Source organism: Bacillus sp. FJAT-29814, from assembly GCF_001510715.1.
In the GTDB taxonomy this organism is placed as follows: domain Bacteria; phylum Bacillota; class Bacilli; order Bacillales; family Cytobacillaceae; genus Neobacillus.
Window position 1 is genome coordinate 259,406 of the sequence record NZ_LMTJ01000003.1, and the last position, 18,956, is coordinate 278,361.

Annotated in this window: 17 protein-coding genes and 1 riboswitch; of the genes, 12 read left to right on the forward strand and 5 right to left on the reverse strand. The window is 43.4% G+C overall.

Going from position 1 to position 18,956, the window contains the following annotated elements:
- Positions 1 to 2: 2 nt before the first annotated feature.
- Positions 3 to 1,166 (reverse strand): TIGR04053 family radical SAM/SPASM domain-containing protein, encoded by a 1,164-nt coding sequence (locus tag AR334_RS09045; RefSeq protein ID WP_156431243.1) that lies wholly within the window; start codon positions 1,164 to 1,166, stop codon positions 3 to 5.
- 232 nt (positions 1,167 to 1,398) lie between these two features.
- On the opposite strand from AR334_RS09045, the gene AR334_RS09050 reads away from it, so the two are divergent.
- Positions 1,399 to 2,181: a C40 family peptidase gene (locus tag AR334_RS09050; RefSeq protein ID WP_066308455.1), complete on the forward strand. Its 783-nt coding sequence runs from the start codon at positions 1,399 to 1,401 to the stop codon at positions 2,179 to 2,181.
- Positions 2,182 to 2,227: 46 nt separating this feature from the next.
- Here the strand turns inward: AR334_RS09050 and AR334_RS09055 are convergent, their stop codons facing one another.
- The gene (locus AR334_RS09055) at positions 2,228 to 2,578 is read right to left on the reverse strand and encodes a hypothetical protein (protein ID WP_066308460.1); all 351 of its coding nucleotides are present in this window, start codon (positions 2,576 to 2,578) and stop codon (positions 2,228 to 2,230) included.
- Between the two features lie 211 nt (positions 2,579 to 2,789).
- On the reverse strand, positions 2,790 to 4,166 hold the full coding sequence (locus AR334_RS09060; protein ID WP_066308462.1) for an MFS transporter: 1,377 nt from the start codon (positions 4,164 to 4,166) through the stop codon (positions 2,790 to 2,792).
- Between the two features lie 194 nt (positions 4,167 to 4,360).
- Here AR334_RS09060 and AR334_RS09065 point away from each other — a divergent pair, with 194 nt between their 5' ends.
- The 3 genes from AR334_RS09065 to AR334_RS09075 are packed head-to-tail and all read left to right on the forward strand — an operon-like array spanning position 4,361 to position 7,994.
- A complete protein-coding gene (locus AR334_RS09065; RefSeq protein ID WP_066308469.1) occupies positions 4,361 to 6,694 on the forward strand; it encodes a xanthine dehydrogenase family protein molybdopterin-binding subunit in 2,334 nt (777 codons plus the stop codon).
- A complete protein-coding gene (locus AR334_RS09070; protein WP_066308472.1) occupies positions 6,681 to 7,520 on the forward strand; it encodes a xanthine dehydrogenase family protein subunit M in 840 nt (279 codons plus the stop codon). Before AR334_RS09065 ends, AR334_RS09070 begins: the two co-directional genes overlap by 14 nt.
- Positions 7,521 to 7,538: 18 nt before the next feature.
- Positions 7,539 to 7,994, forward strand: a complete 456-nt coding sequence (locus AR334_RS09075) for a (2Fe-2S)-binding protein (RefSeq protein ID WP_066308475.1) — start codon at positions 7,539 to 7,541, stop codon at positions 7,992 to 7,994.
- A 19-nt stretch (positions 7,995 to 8,013) separates the two neighbouring features.
- Here AR334_RS09075 and AR334_RS09080 read toward each other — a convergent pair whose 3' ends face one another.
- A complete protein-coding gene (locus AR334_RS09080; RefSeq protein WP_066308478.1) occupies positions 8,014 to 10,080 on the reverse strand; it encodes a penicillin-binding protein 2 in 2,067 nt (688 codons plus the stop codon).
- 353 nt (positions 10,081 to 10,433) lie between these two features.
- Between AR334_RS09080 and AR334_RS09085 the strand changes: the two genes are divergently transcribed.
- The 6 genes from AR334_RS09085 to AR334_RS09110 all read left to right on the forward strand — a co-directional run bounded on the left by AR334_RS09085 (position 10,434) and on the right by AR334_RS09110 (position 15,524).
- Entirely contained in the window at positions 10,434 to 11,219 is a 786-nt protein-coding gene (locus AR334_RS09085) for a TerC family protein (protein WP_066308480.1), read from the forward strand.
- 155 nt (positions 11,220 to 11,374) lie between these two features.
- Positions 11,375 to 12,070 (forward strand): CDP-diacylglycerol--serine O-phosphatidyltransferase, encoded by a 696-nt coding sequence (gene pssA / locus AR334_RS09090; protein ID WP_082692884.1) that lies wholly within the window; start codon positions 11,375 to 11,377, stop codon positions 12,068 to 12,070.
- Positions 12,071 to 12,181: 111 nt separating this feature from the next.
- Entirely contained in the window at positions 12,182 to 12,484 is a 303-nt protein-coding gene (locus AR334_RS09095; RefSeq protein ID WP_066308483.1) for a heme biosynthesis protein HemY, read from the forward strand.
- A gap of 130 nt (positions 12,485 to 12,614) precedes the next feature.
- Complete coding sequence (locus AR334_RS09100; RefSeq protein ID WP_066308486.1) at positions 12,615 to 14,330, forward strand: ABC transporter ATP-binding protein; 1,716 nt, start codon at positions 12,615 to 12,617, stop codon at positions 14,328 to 14,330.
- A gap of 105 nt (positions 14,331 to 14,435) precedes the next feature.
- Positions 14,436 to 15,230, forward strand: coding sequence for a Cof-type HAD-IIB family hydrolase (locus AR334_RS09105; RefSeq protein ID WP_082692863.1), 795 nt, complete (start codon positions 14,436 to 14,438; stop codon positions 15,228 to 15,230).
- Positions 15,231 to 15,320: 90 nt separating this feature from the next.
- On the forward strand, positions 15,321 to 15,524 hold the full coding sequence (locus AR334_RS09110; RefSeq protein ID WP_066308488.1) for a cold-shock protein: 204 nt from the start codon (positions 15,321 to 15,323) through the stop codon (positions 15,522 to 15,524).
- A gap of 415 nt (positions 15,525 to 15,939) precedes the next feature.
- Here AR334_RS09110 and AR334_RS09115 read toward each other — a convergent pair whose 3' ends face one another.
- Complete coding sequence (locus tag AR334_RS09115) at positions 15,940 to 16,926, reverse strand: nuclease-related domain-containing protein (RefSeq protein WP_066308490.1); 987 nt, start codon at positions 16,924 to 16,926, stop codon at positions 15,940 to 15,942.
- Positions 16,927 to 17,225: 299 nt separating this feature from the next.
- Here AR334_RS09115 and AR334_RS09120 point away from each other — a divergent pair, with 299 nt between their 5' ends.
- Positions 17,226 to 18,062: an oxidoreductase gene (locus tag AR334_RS09120; protein WP_066308494.1), complete on the forward strand. Its 837-nt coding sequence runs from the start codon at positions 17,226 to 17,228 to the stop codon at positions 18,060 to 18,062.
- A gap of 166 nt (positions 18,063 to 18,228) precedes the next feature.
- On the forward strand, positions 18,229 to 18,690 hold the full coding sequence (locus AR334_RS09125; RefSeq protein ID WP_066308497.1) for a GyrI-like domain-containing protein: 462 nt from the start codon (positions 18,229 to 18,231) through the stop codon (positions 18,688 to 18,690).
- Between the two features lie 115 nt (positions 18,691 to 18,805).
- A riboswitch (FMN riboswitch) is annotated at positions 18,806 to 18,952 on the forward strand.
- Positions 18,953 to 18,956: the final 4 nt, after the last annotated feature.

Below are 18,956 nucleotides of genomic sequence, written 5' to 3' on the forward strand. Positions count from 1 at the left end.
TGCTAAACGGTTGGTGCTGTCTCTTTTTTACGCATTGCCTGCGGTATATAAACGCAGAATGGTTCGCTTTCCAAATAATCGCCTGTTACGGCATAAGTTCTGGAGCGGGAACCGCCGCAAATTTTGTTATATTCGCAAACGCCGCATTTTCCTTTATAGTTGTCAGGCTGACGCAGTTCTTTAAATACTTTTGCCTCACGGTAAATTTCAGCAAGTGGAGTTTCCCTGACATTGCCGCCGACAATCGGCAAGAGGCCGCTTGGCATAACATCGCCGATATGGGAAACGAAGGCAAAGCCATTTCCGTCGTTAACGCCTTTTGGTGCCCGCTTTAACCCGTCATGCATGGAAGCGAAGTCGGTAGTAATCGTGTCCTCGTAGTGAATATCGCCTCTTTCAATCAAATGATCGCGCATTTTTTCCTGAAGGACAACACGGCGGTAATGCTGGGCTGCAGTTGTCTTAATATCATATGGTGCTGTTTTGCTTAATTCATATAGCCAGCGGAATACCTTCTCATGCTCAGCAGGGGAAATACAGGCATCCAATTGGCCTCTTCCGGTCGGTACCAGCAAGAAGATATACCACATCACAGCGCCAAGTTCTCCGACAAGCTTCGACATTTGTTCAAGTGAATCATAGTTGTACCGGGAAATAACCGTATTGATTTGCACCGGCATTTCCAACTCATTCAGGTATTTGATTTTCTCAACCGTAAGATCGAATGACCCAGGAGTACCACGGAAATGGTCATGAATTTCCGGTGTCGGGCCGTCAAGGCTGAAACCCCAGCGGGATAGTCCAACTTCTTTGGCGCGTTTCATTTTTTCGATTGTAACATTAGCAGTGGCACTTGGTGTCATCGAAACACGCATACCTTTTTTAACAGCATAATCCGCAAGTTCAAATAAATCCTCACGCATCATGCAATCCCCGCCGGTAAACACCAGCATTGGATTATCCATTTCATAAATCTGGTCAATCAGATTGATTCCTTCCTCATGAGACAGCTCGCGAGGATCAGGCGTAAGCTGTGCATCAGCACGGCAGTGAACGCACTTTAACTGACAAGCCCTCGTCACTTCCCAAATTACAATGAACGGGTTTTGGTCATAATCGATTGTCTTACTCATTCCGTGTGGATGTCCTTTACTAATTCCTTGCATTTTCATCACCATGCTTTATTTGATTTTTTTATAGGAAAATATGTCTATAGGTTTATTATAAATTTGTTATCAAACTGTGCATGGCAGGTTTGTTACAATATTTCTACATTATGAAAGCTATTAATCAATTAAATAGTAGGAAATTGTTGGAATGAAAGCCAAATCTTTGGTATACCATTTAGGGGCAACTCTCCTTTATTATAAATCTATCAACGACGAAGGAGTGCCAACGATGAAAAAACATCTACTGACATTCGCAGCAACAACCGGGTTCCTGTTTACTTCTTTTGCAGGAGCGGCAAGTGCCCACGAAAACATCTATACTGTCCAAGCCGGCGACACTTTATGGAAAATCTCGCAAGTAAATAAAATCTCTGTCTCTGACTTGAAGGCATGGAACAATCTTACCAGTGATACAATCTATTTAAATCAAAAACTGTCTTTATTGGCGCCTCACAGCCATGAGACCCAGCCTGCGCCATCACCGGCCACGAACAATATCACGTATACGGTAAAGGCCGGTGATACTCTTTGGGGAATATCAAAACAGTTCGGGACAGCCGTCACTGAAATTAAGAGTTTGAATCGATTAACCTCGGATATTATTTATGTCGGACAAAATTTAATTGTAAAAGGGACACAAACCGCGCCAACCATTTCAAAAGCACAACTGGTAATCGATGAAGCGAAAAAGTATATTGGAACCCCGTATCTATGGGGCGGCAATACACCAGCAGGATTCGATTGCAGCGGCTATACAAGATATGTATTTGAAAGAGTTGGAATTGCCATTCCGCGTACCACTGCAACCCAATGGTCAGGACTGAAATCAGTCGCAAGCCCCAATCCTGGCGATATGGTCTTCTTCGAAACGTATGCTCCTGGCCCATCCCACGTTGGAATTTACCTAGGAGACAATAAATTTATCCATGCGAGCTCAAGCGGAGTCGTGATTAGTGATATGGCAACAACCTACTGGAAGCCGAGATACTTGGGAGCGAAAACAGCATTTTAATAGGCGATGAACAAAAAATCCGCTTGGGTAGAAGCGGATTTTTTTGTTAGCTAATTTTTTGTACAGACAGGTCGTTCTGATTTTCAATGACAATAATTTCTTTAAAGTAACTTTTAAGAATCAGCCATTTTGCTGGATAGGTAAACATGAAATCTTCCACTACCTGCTGGGAAAAATGGATCAAGCAGTCAAATTGACTTTTCACCTTTTTTAAATCATATAAAAGGGCATGCGGTATGGTGTAATAGTCATTTAATTGATTGGGATTCAGCTTGATGGCTTGGATTTTTTGTTCTCTCATAAAATTCTCGATTGAATGTTCTTGCAATCTGATGCTTTCTTCCTTGGACAATCCATTAATAGTGATACGGTCATTTATAAAATAAATTCCGTTCAATCAATAACACCTGCTTTTCAACCTTTTTTACTGTTATTGACAGGGATTGGTAGAAGTATACCTAAAAAAATAGGCCCGGCATATGCCGGGCTTCAAGCAACATCTATATAAAAGGGGGCGGAGGTTGAAGGGTTCTAACTGAGAACCTATTCCCATCATAGAGGGTAAATATGAACAAACTATGAAGGAAAGATGAAGAGTTTAAGAAATATTAGACACGCTTCATTCTAAAAAAAGTCAGTGTTCCTCTTGAAAACCAGAGGCTCATTAAAAAACTGACAGCACCCGTAAAGATTAGCACTTTCCCGACGGTAATTATACTTTCTGAAGAAATATTTTCACCAAAAATCAAGCCAAGGATAATGGTCGAAAAAATCGACCCTAAATAGCGACACGTTTGAAACAATCCCGAGGTCGTGCCAACAATTTCCTTCGGGCTTTCCCTCAGCATCGCGACTTGAAGTACGACATTGCCAATTCCATAGCTTAACCCCATTAGCGCCAAGATGACTCCTAACACCAGATAGGAAGCCCCAGGAAAAAAGAAGGTAAACGCAGTCGCGCCAATAATAGAAATAAGCGCACCGATCATAATCGGTTGGTATACTCCTGCTTTATCAATCCACTTTCCTGCAATCGTTGAAATCAAAATACTGACGCCCGACATGAACAGCATCAATACTCCACTTTTTTCAACACTTAAGCGCAACACCTCTTGAAAGTAGCTGGGAAGACCAAAAAATAAACAGTAAAAAAAGATATTTAACACAATAAACTGCAAATAAACCATTGTTAGCTGCGGATGTGTTTTAAAAATCCGTATATCGATAAAGGGTTCTCGAAGTCTTAATTCTCGCCAGACAAACACCCCAAAGAAAAATAGTCCTGCGAACCCCGTCAAGTAATGGACCTTTGCATCAAATGACAACAAAAACCATAAAGTTAGTACCATTCCGGCCGCGAAAAATCCCATTCCCCAGAAATCAAGGCTTGAGAATAATCTTTTAACAGTATCTCTGTCCCGCTTAACATCTTTAGGAAACATAAACCAGCCAAGGAGAAAACTGATCAGAACAAACGGAAAGTTCACCCAAAAGATGGCCGGCCAGCTTCCCCAGACAATCAGGAAGCCCCCGATGGTCGGCCCGAGCGCCACCATCGCCGATGCAAAAATGGAGAGGACAGCAAGAGCAGAAGCTTGTCTTTCTTTAATATGCTCGCGAATTAGCGCCATTCCCGAAGGATAAATCGCACTGCTTCCGATGGACTGAACAAGCCTCATGAGGAGCAGGATGAGAAACGTACTGGATAATGGGGCACCAAATGCCGAAAGCGCGACGAGACCAAGACCGATTAAAAAAGTCTTTTTTCTACCGAATATGTCTCCAATTTTTCCTGTAACAGGCTGGGCTATGGCACTTGCCAAATAAAAGCTGGAAATCAACCAGGACGCTGTTGCAAAAGAAAGCTGAAAATCTCTTTGAATACTGTGAAGTGCCAGGGCAATCATCGAGGAATTTAGTGGATTTAGCATGGTTCCTGATGCTACAGCAGTAATAAATAGTGTTCTTTTACGTTCCAATTCTATTCATTCCTTCCATCTCTTCAGAGGAGAAAAAGGCATCTGTTTTGTAGTTTGTCTGGTTTATCTTTTCCCACCGTCTTTTTAACTATTAAAGAAAATTACCATTCTAGGAATAGCCATCTCATCCATATAAATACGGTAGGAGTTTCTGTATTGGTTCATATTTATAGATGGCAAGTTTCCGGGGAGGAGGAAAGATGTTGAAGGTTGTAGGCAAAAGTGTCATCCGGAAAGAGGCTTACGACAAAGTAACTGGACGGGCAAAGTATACGAATGACTATCAATCCACCGGGATGCTGTCAGGGAAAATAGTCATCAGCCCCTATGGTCATGCAAAAATAGTCAATATCGATACATCAAGGGCTTGGAAGGTGCCTGGTGTCAGAGCCATTTTAGCGGGGAAGCATTATCCGCTGACCGGCGAGGCCATCCGCGACAGGCCGCCAATCGCTGTCGACAAAGTTCGCTATCATGGAGAGCCCGTTGCACTTGTTGTTGCCGATACACCGACGCAGGCAAAAACGGCCGCCGACCTAATCCATGTTCAATATGAATTGCTTCCAGTGGTGAATTCGCCGACACAGGCGTTTCAGCGGGATGCACAATTGGTTCATGACCACCTCGGGGAATATGAAAAAGAAGAAGATTCTCATCCGGTGCCAGGCACGAATATCGCGACACATATCAAGATCCGCAAAGGGAACATGGAGCAGGGCTGGGCGGAAAGTGAAACAGTAGTTGAAGCAAGTATTTCGTTCTCGCCTTCCGACCATGCGGCCATGGAAACCAGGTGTTCTACAGCCGAGATTACTCCTGACGGCAAGATTATCATCATGACCTCGTCGCAGGCACCGTTTATGGTCAAACGATTGATTTCCATGTACTTTAATGAAGATATGGGCAAAATTATCGTCCATACGCCGCTCGTTGGCGGTGCATACGGCGGAAAGGCCTCCGTCCATCTAGAGGTGCTCGCATACTTGGCCTCGAAGGAGGTAGGGGGAAGACCAGTAAAAGTATGGAATACCCGGGAAGAGGACATCATTACTTCCCCTTGTCATATAGGACTTGATGCCACCGTTAAATTGGGGGCAGGACGGGACGGAAAACTAAAAGCGGCATTCATTCAATATTTATGGGATGGCGGGGCCTATTCTGACAAAGCCATCGATGTAACAAGGTCTGGCGCGGTGGACTGCACCGGCCCCTACCGCATTGATAATGTGTGGTGCGACTCCTACTGCATGTATACGAACCACCCATTTGCCGCTCCATTCAGGGGCTTCAGCCACTCCGAACTTTCGTTTGCCATCGAACGGACAATGGATCTTCTAGCTCAAAAATTAGACATGGACCCGCTCGAGCTGCGCTATATCAATGCCATTCGACCAGGAGATACAACACCTACGAGAGTGAAGTTAAATAGCAGTAACTTGGGTGATTTGCCAAGTTGCATTGAAAAAGTAAGAGAGTTAATCAAATGGGATGAGGGGCAGATCCAAGAAATCAATGAACGGCTCGTCAGGGTTAAGGGGGTAAGCTGCAGCTGGAAAACTTCCACAATCGACACTGATGCCCCGTCCGGTGCGATTTTGACGTTCAACCGGGACGGAAGCATCAATCTAATGTCTGGTGTAATCGAAATCGGGACCGGCACGAAAACCATTTTGGCGCAAATACTGGCGGAACGGCTGAAAATGGATGTGGATAAAGTCCATGTCCGGATGGAGGTCGACACACAAACTACACCTGAACATTGGAAAACGGTCGCAAGCCGTGGAACGTATATGGGCGGCCGGGCTGTATTGGAGGCTGCAGATGATGTGATCCGCCAGCTAAAAGAGGTAGCCTCTTGTGCCTTAAGGGCGCCTGTAGAGGATTTCGAGGTGGCGGACAGCCGCGTCTTTTTGCGAGATGATCCCTCGATTGGACTTCATTTTAAAGATGTAGGCTATGGGTATAAATATCCGAACGGCAATACGATTGGTGGACAAATCATCGGCCGGGGCAATTTTGTATTGCGGCATTTGACCCATCTTGACCCGGAGACCGGAGCGGGGAAGCCTGGGCCGGAATGGACACCAGCAGCCTATGCAGTTGAAATTGAATTTGACCGGCGGGATTGCACCTACAGACTTTTGAAGGCCTGCTGTGTGGTGGATGCCGGCAAAGTCATGAATGAAAAAGCAGCCCTTGGCCAGGTGATGGGGGCCATGAGCATGGGGTTGGCATTTGCTGGCCGGGAAACATTTTATTTTGATGAGCTTGGCAGGGTATTAAACCCGCAGCTGCGTACCTATCGGCCGCTGAGGTACGGCGAAAATCCTGATTACTTAGTCGGATTTGTTGAAAGACCGGCGCTTGATTCACCGTACGGGGCGCGGGGCATGGGCGAGCATGGCCTGATGGGAATGCCTGGGGCTTTGGGTAATGCCTTGTCGATTGCTGCAGGTGTTCCGCTAAACAATCTGCCGCTGATTCCGGAGTTAATCTGGAAAGCAAGGAGGGGAACCCGCCATGCTTCCCTTTGACTTTGATTACTACCTCCCAAAAAATTTGCAGGAGGCAGTGGAGCTTTATCGAGATTTGCGACAATCCGGCCGGCAGCCGATGTACATTTCCGGTGCGACAGAGCTGATCACGCTTGGAAGGATTGATCTGGTTTTTACCGATGCCGTAATTGATATCAAGAATATTCCTGAATGTCGAGAGATGGGTTTGGACGGAGATTATTTGGTTTTGGGAAGCGCCTTGACATTGACGGCAATCGAAGAGGCCAATTTGTTCCCGTTGTTGACCAAAACCTCAAGCGAAATTGCCGACCATACCGCCCGTGGAAAAATAACGCTGGGCGGCAATATTTGCGGACAAATATTTTACCGTGAGGCCGTATTGCCGTTTCTCCTCGCTGACAGTCAGGCTGTAATCATTGGACCGGACGGGGTTAAGGTCCACTATATCGATGAACTTTTTCAAAATACACTGCAGCTAGGAAATGGTGAATTCCTTGTTCAACTGGCCACCGAAAAGCGTTTTGTCGATGCCCCGTTCATTAGCATCAAGCGTCGCCAGCAATGGGAGACTGGTTATCCGTTAATTACGGTGGCCGCCCTAAAAATCAGCGGGGAAATACGTATTGCCATCAGCGGGCTATGTCCGTTTCCGTTCCGTTCCAACCAGATGGAAGCCGCCATAAACAGGGATGACTTGTCAGTCGTAAATAGGGTGTCTGCTGCATTAACCGTGCTTCCGGAGCCGATTTTGAATGATATTGAGGGGTCAGCCGATTATCGATTGTTTGTTTTGCAAAATCTATTAAACGACATTTTGGCCGAACTAGATGGGATAAACGCATAATGAGAGGAGCGTTGCGACTTGGCCTTACAGTCATTAACCTTACACATTAATGGGGAACAACATGTTGTAAATGTCAGGTTTGCTGACACACTGTTATATGCGCTCCGGGGTAAACTGGGTCTGACCGGTGCCAAGCCAGGTTGTTTGAACGGGGATTGCGGGGCGTGTACAGTAAATGTAGATGGTTGGCCAATGAAATCGTGCTTAATGTTAGCGGTAGAGGCAGTAGGAAAGGAAGTAACAACGGTAGAGGGGGTGAAGGGAGAGCCAATCCAACATGCCTTTGTTGAGAACTTCGCCTTTCAATGCGGCTATTGCACTCCCGGGTTTATTATGAATTGCCGCTCATTAATCCAGCACCATCCTGATGCCGATGATGCCAAAATCAAAGAGTGGCTTGAATCTAATATTTGCCGTTGTACTGGCTATGCCGAAATTCAACAGGCGGTAAAATCGGTGATAAATAAAGAATAAGGGTGCCAATCGGCACCCTTTATTGGTTCCTTAATTGAAAGTAAGTATCCATCACTCTCCGGCCGATTTTAAAATTCAGCTGGTTGTTATTGTCTCCTTGATAGGCCCAGGGAACTAATACGGCCATAGCCACCTCCGGGTTTTTGCTAGGTGCATAGCTAACCAGGCTGAGATTTATGACAGAAGGGGGCTCTTTGCCAAATCTGTGCCGCTCCGGGCCATCATAAAAGGCTTCGGCCGTTCCAGTTTTTCCAGCCGGGGCGTAGGAAACATCTCTAAAATGTTTATAGGCAGTTCCGCCCGGCTCTTGCATCACCTTTTTAAAGCCTTTCTTGACTCGGTTGATCCATTCCTTTTTGACATCAATCGTATTTAGGACGACGGGATGAATCTCTTGTGTTACAGGTCCCAAATGCCCAGAATCATCGGAAGGATTGCGAATTTCCTTAACCACATGGGGCTGCATTCGATGGCCCCCATTAGCAATCGTGGATATATATTGGGCCAGTTGCATAGCGGAATAGGTATCATACTGTCCAATGGCTAGATCAAGCAAATAACCTGGAAGCCGGCTTTGGCCTTTAAAACCGGCTTGTTCATTAGGTAGGTCGATGCCCGTTCTTGTTCCAAGACCAAATGACGCAAAATGGTTTCTGATAATTTCAAAGGCATTATTGTTAAAATTGAGCGGCTTATCGTATTCATAACGTCCATTTCCAATTCTGATTGCTGTATGGAACATGTACACGTTGGAGGATTTCTTTAAGGCATCGATTTCATTCAATCTTCCCAAATAAGCATAGGATTTTTTTACCTTTGTATCTTTTATCTTAATACCGCTATCATCAAAGACCATCCCTGGAGAGATGGCAGCTGTCTTATAGCCGGTTAAAATGGTTGCCCCCTTCACAGTTGAGCCCACATTATAGGTGGTGGTAAAGGTGCCAAGGGCATCGTCCTCCATCACTGGTTTTCCTGTCGCCCGGTCTTTGACAATTTTTTTCCCCGACATTGCCAATACCTCTCCAGTAAAAGGCTCCATTAGCACAACATAGGCGCGGTCGGTTAACGCTGTTCCTGACAAACGTTTCGCTGACCAAAGCTCATCCTCAATAATCTGATCAACCACTTTTTGTAACTCCATATCCAATGTCAGGATAAGGTCTTTACCTTTCTGGCCACTGGTAACAGGCATTGTTTCAATAACATTCCCAGTTTTATCGGTGATATTTTTCACTTTAGACTTATAGCCTCTTAATACTTCCTCATACTGCAGTTCCAGCTGGCTTTTGCCAACCCGGTCATTGCGGCTGTAGCCTCTCGCCAAATAATAATCTAATTGAGCAGCGGGTAGGCCCTCTTCCGATTTGGTTACCTTGCCAAGAATAGAGCGTAAAGTATGTTCATATGGATAGGCCCGTTCCCAATCCGTGGTGGTATCAACACCGGGCAGGGATTGAAGATTTTCACTGACGATGGCAACTTCCTCATCTGTGACATCTTCGTTTTTAACTATTTGCGAGGTGAATTTATAGCCGCTGGTAAATTCCTTGAATATCGCCATCACTTCAAGGTCCTCGTCAGTAAATGTCGCTAATTCTTCTGGGGTAATTCGGTCACGCTTTAATTTATAAAGTTCACTGTCCGTTAATTCTTTAGCTATGTATAATTGCCTTTCTTCTTTCGTAATTTTGGATTCGGCAAGTTTGGGGTTCTTCATGATCCAAAAATGACGCTTATCCATTTCTGTTACTTTATCGGTTTTTTTATCAATCAGCTGGGCTAATTTCTCTGCGGTTTCAAGCATTTCTTTAGTCGTAAAGCCTTCATTTGTAAACGTGATCGCCCTAACCGGAACATTGTTTACGACCACTCTCAGGTCACGGTCAAACATGACTCCTCGCGGCACCGGATTGCTCACCGTCACATCTTCCTTACGTTCCAGGTCCCGCTTAAAGTTCTCCCCGTAAACAATCTGAACAAAACCAAGGCGCAAAATTAGAACGGAGAATAATAAAAACACGCTAAAAAAAAGCAAATTTAACCGAAAGGGAAAATGAGATTTTTTCTTTTTTTGGTCCTCCAAAGAATGCCACTTCCTTTTTCGTACAGCAGTTTCCTTTTTAGTATGCCTGTTTCAACGAAAAATAAAATTTCTAAATCTTTAAAACTAATATTGACATCTGGCTTAGATGATAATATTCTATTAGTAACAAAATAGTTCCTTTTTAAAGGGGAGTAGCTGCTACAATAAAGTCGTCATTTCGAGGATTCTTCCTCCGGCTTTGTTGGCAACTTTAACGTTGTTAGCAAGACCTTTACTTTACAGGTAAAGGTCTTTTCTGTGTTTATTTTGGCCTTTACTGTAATCGGTAAAGGCCTATTTGTATGGCGAGAGGAATATTTTTTAAAAACCGTACTATTAAGGAGGAAACATTCATGGATTTCGCACTATTATTGGAATATGGCTGGGTTTTACTGGTATTGGTGGCACTAGAGGGTCTTCTCGCTGCGGATAATGCACTGGTTATGGCGATTATGGTTAAACACCTGCCGGAAGAGGAACGAAAGAAGGCATTATTTTATGGGTTGGCGGGAGCGTTTGTGTTCCGCTTTGCCTCGCTATTTGCCATTTCCTTTCTTGTCGGTGTATGGCAGGTTCAGGCAATCGGCGCCATTTATTTATTATTCATGGCTGGAAATCATATTTTCCGAAAGCTATTCGTGAAAGGGAAAAACGAGCTAAAAACAACAGAAGTAAAAAAAGCAGGAGGCTTTTGGAGTACGGTATTTAAAGTTGAATTAGCAGATATTGCTTTTGCAGTCGACTCCATCCTCGCAGCAGTGGCAATGGCCGTGGTTCTTCCGAATACGCCGCTACCAAATATCGGAGGACTCGACGGCGGTAAATTCCTGGTCATTTTCGCCGGCGGAATCATCGGCCTCGTGATTATGCGTTTTGCGGCAAACATGTTCGTCCAGCTGCTTGAAAAAAAGCCTGGTTTGGAAGTTGCCGCCTTTGCGATCGTTGGATGGGTGGGCGTCAAGCTTGCTGTCTATACTTTATCACATCCAGCGCTGTCAATCCTTAGCGAGGAATTTGCCCACTCTACAGAGTGGAAGCTAAGCTTTTATCTTGTTCTTGTTGGGATCGCGGCAGCTGGCTGGTTTTTATCAAAAGATAAACAACCTAACAAGGCAGAAAATAAATCAACTGCATCTTAAATTGGAACATAATGGGCAATCCTTTATAACATGGGATTGCCCTCGATTGTTAAAAATATATCTTTCTAAACATAAAAAGTGTTATGATTTATGGGGAACCTATTATGGAATTGTTTATGAAAAGCATATATTTATAAGGGTAATTGGAAAATGGAGTGATACATATTATTAAGAACAGTATTCCAAATTTATTTACGCTGTTTAATTTATTTTTCGGCTTTTTGTCGATCATGTATTCTGCACAGGGAGACTATAAAAATGCCGCCATCCTCATTTTAATCGGGATGATGCTCGACAGTATGGACGGGCGGATTGCCAGGATCCTCCGCGTGCAAAGTGAACTAGGTAAAGAATTAGACTCGCTTGCCGACGTTGTTACCTTTGGAGTTGCCCCGGCAATGATGGCCTATTATTCCTATTTTTCAAACTTTGGCATTTTCGGGATGGCGATTGCCGGGCTGTTTCCGCTGTTCGGTGCCTATCGGCTGGCCCGCTTCAATATTAATGCGGTCAAATCGTCACTTAAATATTTTACCGGGGTCCCGATTACTGCCGGCGGCGGATTGTTAACCCTATTAACGCTGTTTCACGGAAAAATGCCTTCGTTCATTCTGCCCGTCTCATTTTTTGCCATTTGTTTCTTAATGGTCAGTACAATTAAAATACCAAGCTTGAAGGAAATTCCGCTCCCAAAATACGGCATTATTGTCACAGCCTTTTTGGCTTATGCAATTTACCTAAGTTTAACAAGAGAGCGCTATCCTTACTTTATTTACGTCGCCGTCCCGCTTTATATCGCCTTCATCGTGTTTCAGCAAGTTCGGCGTAAACGCAAGCGGAAAACCAAGTGATGTGGTCGCAGAATAGAAAATGATTAAAAAAGCTGGTAATTTTTAAGAAATTTGTCTATTTTAATATAGGTATGGGTTTACACCCGATTTTCGCAGAAAGAAGGAACAGCCATGAAAGTAAAAGTTAATAGAAGTGCAGCAAAAGCGTTGAAGGAAATGCTTGCGCAGGAGGAAGCACAAGGAAAGTTGTTTAGAGTTTACGTGACAAACGTACACGGCGATCATGCCCATTATGACTTGATGCTTGATACTCCAACCGAAAATGATACTGTGGTCTCATCCGATAAGGAGATTGATTTCATCATTGAAAAAGGCAATGAATACTTGGAAAATATTTGGATCCAATACTTCCAGGTTCCCCAGGAAGAATGGGTCATTACCAATCCTGCCATGGGCCACCATCACCATCATTAATGTTACGAAAACATTTGGACTCCGGTTCAAGTGTTTTCTTTTGTTTTTTAAAAGATTCAAAATTGTTGAAAAAGCTGCGCGCTTTTTCATATAATCCAATTATTAGGACTTCAGACAAAGGGGATTTTTCATGATTCGCCGTTTCTTTTCTTATTATAAGCCGCATAAAAAGCTGTTCATCCTCGATTTTAGCAGTGCCGTGGTGGTGGCAGTCTTAGAATTGGCGTTTCCGCTTGCGGTCCAATGGTTTATTGATGACCTCCTGCCAGAGAGTGACTGGCCGGCGATTGTCTCGGTCAGCATTGGGCTGTTTTCATTATATTTAATAAGTACCTTTTTACAGTTTGTTGTGAATTATTGGGGACATAAACTTGGCATCAATATTGAAACAGATATGCGGCAGGAATTGTTTGAACATGTCCAAAAGCAGTCATTCCGCTTTTTCGATAATACGAAAACTGGGCATATCATGAGCCGAATCACCAATGATTTGTTTGACTTGGGCGAGCTGGCCCATCACGGACCGGAAGATGTGTTTATCGCCATTATGACGTTCATTGGTGCATTTTGGATTATGTTTACCATTAATGTCAAACTAGCGCTTTCCATTCTATTAATTCTACCGCTGTTAATCGTACTTGTTGTTCTTTGCAATTTGAAAATGAATAAGGCCTGGTCCAATATGTATGCGAGTATTGCCGACGTTAATGCACGCGTAGAGGATAGTGTCTCCGGCAGCCGAGTTGTGCAATCTTTTACAAATGAAGATTTTGAGATTTCCAGGTTTAGGAAAAACAACCAACGATATCGCGCTGCGAAACTGGGCGGTTATCGCGTCATGTCGTTTAGCCTGTCTGGAATTTACATGATGACCAGAATGATTACGATTATTGTGTTGGTTTACGGGGCATGGCTCAGTTTTACTGGTCAGCTTTCGTATGGTGAGTTAGTCGGTTTTGTCCTTTATGTGAATGTCTTGGTTAAACCGATCGACAAAATCAGTGCGATTATGGAATTGTATCCAAAGGGGATGGCCGGATTTAAGAGGTTCATTGAATTGATTGATTCTGAGCCTGAGATCCAAGATACAAAGGATGCCGTGGAGGTTGCTTCGTTAAACGGTAATATTGTCTTTCATGACGTGTCTTTCCGTTATGACCGGCATAAAGCAGTCCTAGAAGAGATTAATTTGGAAATTTGTGCTGGGGAGACGGTGGCCTTTGTTGGTCCTTCGGGTGCCGGCAAGACCACGATTTGCTCACTGATCCCAAGGTTTTATGATGTTACTAGCGGCGCGATTACGATTGACGGACTTGATCTTCGGGACATGACGAAAAAATCATTGCGCTCGCAAATTGGGATCGTCCAACAGGATGTATTTCTGTTTACCGGAACCATCAGGGAAAATATTGCTTACGGAAAACGGAATGCTACTGATGAGGAGATTTATGATGCAGCCCGCCGCGCCCATCTTGAACAATTTATTGCCTCCTTGCCGGATGGCTACGAAACGGAAATCGGCGAGCGGGGGCTAAAGCTGTCAGGCGGCCAAAAGCAACGGCTGGCAATTGCCCGAATGTTCTTGAAAAACCCGCCGATTTTAATTCTAGATGAAGCCACATCGGCACTGGATACCGAGACAGAAAAGGTGATCCAAGAGGCATTGAATGAGCTGGCCCAGAATCGGACGACGTTAATCATTGCCCATCGTTTGGCCACCATCCGCAATGCTGACCGGATTGTCGTCATAACAGAGGACGGCATTGCCGAAGAGGGGGCCCATGATGAATTGATAGAACAGGGAGGTATATTTGCCAACCTTCACCGCGTACAATTTCAGCAATAAATAGATATAACCTTGCGACCCGTTTCGCAGGGTTTATTTTTTGATAAATACCTATAAATATATTATGTCAACTAAGTTTTGTATTTTGGCTCTTTTCGATTAAAAATGGTAACCTTATATGTAGTATTTCGTCTGAAGGGAGAATGGAAACAATTGAAAGAAGATATTGTAATCAAGCTAATCGCACTAGATATGGATGGAACATTGTTAAATAATCAACATGAAATTTCCGATGGTAATCGACAAGCGATCAAGGAAGCGCAGGAGAAGGGGGTTCATGTAGTGCTAAGCACTGGGCGGTCTCTTCAAAACTGCCGGCCGCATGCCGATGAACTGGGACTGGCATCATACTTAGTGACGGTTAATGGCAGTGAAATCTGGGATGAAAAGTGCGAACTGGTAGAGCGTAATTTGCTAAAATCAGACCATATCGAATGGATGCTGGAGCTGGCCAAGCAGCACGAAGCAACTTTTTGGGCAATCAACACCGAGCGAAATTGGCATAATGAAATACCGGAGGATTTACATAATGTCGACTGGCTGAAATTCGGTTTTAACGTTCATGACGATGCCACAAGAGAATTAATTCTTCACGAGCTTAAGGCAAAAGGTGAATTTGAATTAACGAACTCTATGCCATACAATATTGAAGTAAACCCAATTGGCATCAGTAAAGCGAAGGGACTTCAACTCGTCTGCGACCGCCTTGGCATTGAAATGAAAAATGTAATGGCCGTAGGAGACAGCTTGAATGATTTAGCGATGATCATGGAAGCGGGAATTGGTGTCGCAATGGGGAATGCCCAGGAGACGTTGAAGAAAGCGGCAGACTGGGTTACCGCAACAAATGAAGAGGATGGCGTGGCCCAGGCAATCCGGAAATGGGTTTTAAGCGAATAATAATTTTTTTGAATAAAAGCAGCCGTCGCCGGAAAACCTATAAATAAGCTTTTTTTAAAAGCTTATTTATTTGTGGGAGGCTACAACGAAATGGAACGCGGAAAAGTAAAATGGTTTAACAGCGAAAAAGGGTTTGGCTTTATTGAACGTGAGGGTGGCGAAGATGTTTTCGTCCATTTCTCCGCCATTCAAGGCGAAGGATACAAATCTCTGGAAGAAGGTCAAGAGGTCAGCTTTGACATTGAAAATGGCCAGCGCGGGCCGCAGGCAGTAAATGTCCGTAAAGAATCTTAAGACTATGAATGAAACAGACTCTACTCAAGGAAGTCTGTTTTCTTCAATTTTGGCCGTTCACCTATGGGTGAGCGGCCTTTTAGCGTGAGTATTGTGGACCCAGTGGCATATTTGCTACTAAGATTGGGTTAGTGGCTTATTTGTGTCCACAATTTGGGCCGGGCTTTTCTAAAAAGGAGTAATTTTGGGTTTTGTTGTGTCCTCAAATAGGATTTCTGGGTCTGAAATGGTGATTTTCTTAAAGAATTGATTAAAAAGGTGTGTTCAATGGTTAAAATTTTTGGCCACTCAAATATATCCGCGATGTTTCGAAGAATATCCGCGATGTTCTGGCAGATATCCGCGATAAAATAAATATATCCGCGAAAAAATCATTTTATCCGCGGAAAATTGAAAATATCCGCGAACGTACATTTTATTCGTTTTTCCAAGGAACTTGATTAGGAAAATAGATGCGCCCTTTATTCGAACCTGAGGAACTTAGATTTGCAGAACGAAGCAATCTATTCGCGACATCCGGTGAATCAACCCGAGCGAACTCACGGAACTGCTTGTTAGTTATGGTTGACCCAATCAACAAAAAATAATCTTGCAAAGCAGGGACCAAAGCATTTTCTTTCACGTAATCATCACAAGAGGGGCAAAACCAATTTTTATCCTTGCGTTGAATGGGAAGATGATTGCAGACCGGGCAATGGATCCCGACCAGCAATTCCCTCTTTTGAATTCCATATCTATCGAGGATGGCGATAGTTGGATGTGTATTGAGTTTTAAAAGCAATTTGCTTAACCTGCGGAGATCCTTCGGTGAGAGGATTTCTGTCTTGTAAAGATTTTCAAAGGTCTTAATTTTATTGAATAGGCTCGGAGATTTGCATATATGCTGCTGGACCTTGTAAGAATTTCTACCGGTAAAATGGAGAATTGCATTGGGATTACTGAAGACAACAAGGTATTCAATGGGGATGGCAGGAAAATTATATTGGGCCAACAGCTTACTTATAAATCTCTGATGTCTCTCCACCTGCGCAATCGGATAAGGATAAGGTTTTTCCCGATCTTCTATTTTTTGAACTAATTGTTCGGTGTCTGTGTCGATGTAAATTTTAGCTGTGTAGTTTTTTACGTCAATGATAAATCCGCGTTGAGGTGATAAAAGGAAGGTGTCAATTTGATGGTGAAAATCTCCGTCTTGAAAGTTTAGGTCGTGGAAAATGTGGTAATCTTTTTCTGGGAGGGCGCCCAAATAGAAGTCAATGGACTCTTCGCCCCAAAATCCTGACCGCCATTTCTCCAAATCTTCCATAATAATTGGCCGCTTCGGATGATTTTTTACAAGTCTCCGTAATAACGCCTCCAAAATAAGAATAATTAGAGGAATGTACCGCTTTTTAATGATCAAATGAATCACTCCTTTTTTGTTTGCTGATAAAATTCTAATTTTAGTTAGAGAATCCTGCCGAAATTTGTAGGATTTTATCAACTTTTTGTGACAATTTTAAGGATAGAGGTTCCGCGAAAATTATATCTGCGATGTTTCGACGGATATCTGCGCTAACCGAGAATATATCTGCGATAAATCAAATATATCTGCGCAAAACCAAAATATATCTGCGATAAATCAAATATATCCGCGCAAATCCAAAATATATCCTCGGTCACCTTAAAACTACTATAATATAAAGAAAGGAGGCGGCTATTATGAACGAACAGATTGCGATTGTGACCGGGGCTTCGAGTGGATTCGGCCTGCTTACAACACTAGAGCTGGCCCGTAAAGGATTCAAAGTGGTGGCCACAATGCGGAATCCAGGTAAAAGTCAGGGACTATTAAACGAAGCTAAATTGCAGGGCCTGGAACAAAGGATCATCATCCACGAACTCGATGTCACCTCGGAAACCTCTATAAAAAAATTAACCCCACTGCTGGAATCGCTCAACAGGGTCGATGTTTTGGTTAATAATGCCGGCTATGCAGCGGGAGGGTTTGTCGAAGAATTGCCAGTGGATGAATATAGAAAGCAATTTGAAACAAATGTTTTCGGCGTAATTGCTGTCACCAAGGCTGTGCTACCGTTTATGCGCAGGCAAAGGCAAGGAAAAATTATTAATGTAAGCAGCATCAGCGGAATCATAGCGTTCCCGGGGTTATCGCCATATGTGGCCTCCAAGCATGCACTTGAAGGGTGGAGTGAAAGCCTCCGCTTGGAATTGATGCCTTTTGGCGTTGATGTTGCGTTAATCGAGCCTGGATCCTACCAGACCAATATTTGGACATCTGGCAAACAAGTAACGAGTTCTTCCGCGGATTCTCCTTACTATGACTTTATGAGGAACTTAGAAAACTATATTGAATCGGGGAATGAGCAGTTCGGTGACCCGCGTGACGTGGCAAAGAAAATTGCCGAGGTTTCAATAATGAAGAGGCCGAAGCTTCGCTATCCAATAGGAAAAGGAGTAAAAGCAATTATTATTCTGAAAAACCTTCTCCCTTGGAGCCGCTGGGAAGCAATTTTTTCTAAAAGGCTTCCAAAATAAACCATATGCCCTTTTGTTTACTTAATTTATCCAACTGCATAAAAATGGGATTTTGTTCCAAGTTTTACCAGAATAATAAATTTTGAAAAAGTCGAAATTTTTTAGCAGGAATTTGCGGATATTGTGAGAATAATAGAAATAAGATAATACAAAAGGGGGGCTTTACTTGGATATAAAAGTAGTAGAGAAGGATAGCCTAAAGGTAGTAGGTATTAGTTGGAATGGTACGTATTCTCAGATGAGCACGATTCCCCGCATGTTTACGGAATTGGAGGAACGGCTGGAGGAAATTCCATATAAGGCGGAAGAACCAGTGCTAATTGCCCCATTTCATAGCCGGGAGACAGAATTCACCTATTATGTAACTGCGCCTGTTGAAAAAATCGAGCGGGTCCCTGCTGGCATGGTAGGTTTCACGATTCCACCAAAGAATTATGTATTTACTACCTACCTGGGTAAACCCGAAGAGGTTGAAAATACATATCTTCAATTGTTCAAGTGGATGCAGGAATACGGTTATGATCATGACCAAAATGCTTTAAGCCTCGAAATTTACAAGGATAAACCGCATAATACCAATGGAGAACTTCATCTTGAAATTTATCTGCCTGTAAAAGTATATAAGTAAATCTTGGAAACAACAGTTAAGGAGAGGGGTGCCTCTTCTTTTTGTTATTTATGGGCAATAAATTTCCTATCTATTAATAAGTAGGGTATAATACCATAAAAGTATAGTTTAATACGAATTCCTTCGGGGTCAGGTGAAATTCCGAACCGGCGGTGATGAAGCTTTAGCTTCTTAGTCCGTGACCCGGTTAACCTTTGGTTAAACGGTGGATCTGGTGAAATTCCGGAGCCGACAGTTAAAGTCTGGATGGGAGAAGGAAAAATGCA